Source organism: Nocardia farcinica, assembly GCF_029867845.1.
Classification (GTDB): domain Bacteria; phylum Actinomycetota; class Actinomycetes; order Mycobacteriales; family Mycobacteriaceae; genus Nocardia; species Nocardia farcinica_A.
This window is the reverse complement of record NZ_JARWRU010001220.1, coordinates 1-2,024: the sequence shown is the minus strand read 5'-3', so window position 1 is coordinate 2,024 and position 2,024 is coordinate 1. Positions and strand designations below refer to the sequence as shown.

Below are 2,024 nucleotides of genomic sequence, written 5' to 3'. Positions count from 1 at the left end.
CCGGGTCGGACCCGGTCGAATCACGCTCCGCGCCACCGGAATCGCCGGGCTGCTGATGAGCTTTCCGCTCGCCCGGCTGCTCACCCCGCCCGCCCACCGGGACCGGATGTCGAGCGCGTGGGCGCGGGCGGCACTGCGCTGCCTGGGAATTCGATCGCGCACGGTGGATCGTCGCCGCGATGCGGATGCGGCGCACGGCGGTGGCGTGCTCGTCGTCGCGGGACACATCGGCTGGACCGATGTGCTCGCGCTGCTTGCGGTGCGGCCGATGGGCTTCGTCGCCCGCGCCGATCTCGTGGACTGGCCGGTGCTCGGCACGCTGGCCCGGCGGGCGCGGATCGAGCCGCTGGAACGCGAGCGGTTGCGCGCCCTGCCGGAGGTCGTCGGCCGGGTGACGCGGCGGCTGGCGCGCGGGGAGACGGTGGCGGTGTTCCCCGAGGGCACGACCTGGTGCGGGCGCGCGCACGGCCGTCTGCGGCCCGCCTTCTTCCAGGCCGCCGTCGACGCGGGCGTGCCCGTGCAGCCGATCCGGCTGCGCTATCTGGACCATCACGGCGCCCGGTCCGCCGTGCCCGCCTTCGTCGGCGACGAATCCTTCCTCGCCTCCGCCCTGCGCGTGCTGGGTTCGCGCGGCCTGACCGTGGAGGTCGTGCTGGAACCGCTGGAGCAGCCGGGGCGTGACCGGCGCGATCTGGCCGGCCGATGTGATCGAGCGGTGCGCGCGGGGGAATCAGCGGTGACCAGGGAGCCGGTGGTCACGAGGGAGCCGGTGGTCACGAGGTCGGCGGCGGGGAGGAGGTCGGCGGGGAGAACGGAATCAATCGAATCGCGGTGAGCGAAAATCTGGGCTGACGCGGCGTGTCCGCGCACGATGCTGCCATGCTCGACAACAGGGTTGCGGTGCCCGCCGTGCGCCGGATCCCGATATACCGGCGCCCGGGTTTCCTTCGTGCCCTCGCGCCGGTCGCTCTGCTGCTCGTCTGGCAGATCGTGAGCAGCGCGGGCCTGGTCTCGCCAAAGAAGCTGCCCGCGCCGTCGGTGGTGCTCGACGCCGGGATCGAGATCTGGCGGTCCGGCCAGCTCGCAGACGCGCTGCTGGTCTCCGGCCAGCGGGCGCTGTGGGGTTTCCTGCTCGGCGCGGGCCTCGCGCTGATCCTCGGCACCGTGGCCGCCCTCGGCACGATCGGCGAGTACGTCCTCGACCCGCCGTTGCAGATGATCAGGACCATTCCGCTGTTCGGCCTGATCCCGCTGTTCATCATCTGGTTCGGCATCGGCGAGGAACCCAAGGTCTACCTGATCGCTCTCGGCGTCTTCTTCCCGCTCTACCTCAACACCTACGCCTCTACCTCAACACCTACGCCGGCATCCGCCAGCTCGACCCGAAACTGCTCGAACTGAGCCGCACCCTGCGGCTGAGCCTGGCCGAGCGGTTGCGGCTGCTCATCGTGCCGGGAGCGCTGCCGCAGATCCTGGTCGGCGTGCGCCAGAGCCTCGGTATCGCCTGGCTGTCGCTGGTGGTCGCCGAGCAGATCAACGCCAGCGCGGGCCTGGGTTTCGTGGTGAACAACGCGCGCGAATTCCTGCGCACCGACATCGTCATCTTCGGTCTGCTCATCTACAGCCTGCTCGGCCTGGTCACCGACGCGATCGTGCGCGCGCTCGAACACCGCGCCCTGCGCTGGCGCACGTCCGTCGACCGAAGGGACATCCGATGACCGTCACCACGGGAGACCAGCCCGTCACCACAGGAGACCAGCCCGTCACCACGAGTGAGCAGCCCGTCACCACGAGTGAGCGGGCCGTCACCACGAGTGAGCGGGCCGCCGCCGCGATCAGCGGTCTGCGCAAGGGTTTCGGCGGCCGCACCGTGCTCGACGGCATCGACCTCGACATCGCCGAGGGCGAGATCGTCGCACTGGTCGGGCGCCCCGGGGCGGGGCACTGGGCCCAGCTGCGGATAATAGGCGGGCGGGAGGCGGCCGACCGCGGCTAGGTCGTGACCCCCGCCCCGCCGCCCATGG

At 71.4% G+C, this 2,024-nt stretch carries 4 protein-coding genes; all 4 read left to right on the top strand.

The annotated features are described in order from the left end of the window. On the top strand, window positions 1-835 hold an 835-nt coding region (locus QH283_RS27055), incomplete at its 5' end, for a lysophospholipid acyltransferase family protein (RefSeq protein ID WP_280505754.1). 44 nt (window positions 836-879) lie between these two features. Further along, window positions 880-1,401: an ABC transporter permease gene (locus QH283_RS27050; RefSeq protein WP_280505753.1), complete on the top strand. Its 522-nt coding sequence runs from the start codon at window positions 880-882 to the stop codon at window positions 1,399-1,401. Further along, window positions 1,368-1,718: an ABC transporter permease gene (locus QH283_RS27045; protein WP_280505755.1), complete on the top strand. Its 351-nt coding sequence runs from the start codon at window positions 1,368-1,370 to the stop codon at window positions 1,716-1,718. Before QH283_RS27050 ends, QH283_RS27045 begins: the two co-directional genes overlap by 34 nt. Further along, window positions 1,715-1,996 carry a hypothetical protein gene (locus tag QH283_RS27040; protein WP_280505752.1) on the top strand — a complete coding sequence of 94 codons (282 nt, stop codon included), beginning with the start codon at window positions 1,715-1,717 and terminating at the stop codon, window positions 1,994-1,996. Before QH283_RS27045 ends, QH283_RS27040 begins: the two co-directional genes overlap by 4 nt. The last annotated feature ends 28 nt before the right edge of the window (window positions 1,997-2,024 follow it).

Coding starts and splice junctions, on each gene's coding strand:
- QH283_RS27040 (WP_280505752.1), top strand. CDS start 1,715: ATGACCGTCACCACGGGAGACCAGCCCGTCACCACAGGAGACCAGCCC.
- QH283_RS27050 (WP_280505753.1), top strand. CDS start 880: ATGCTCGACAACAGGGTTGCGGTGCCCGCCGTGCGCCGGATCCCGATA.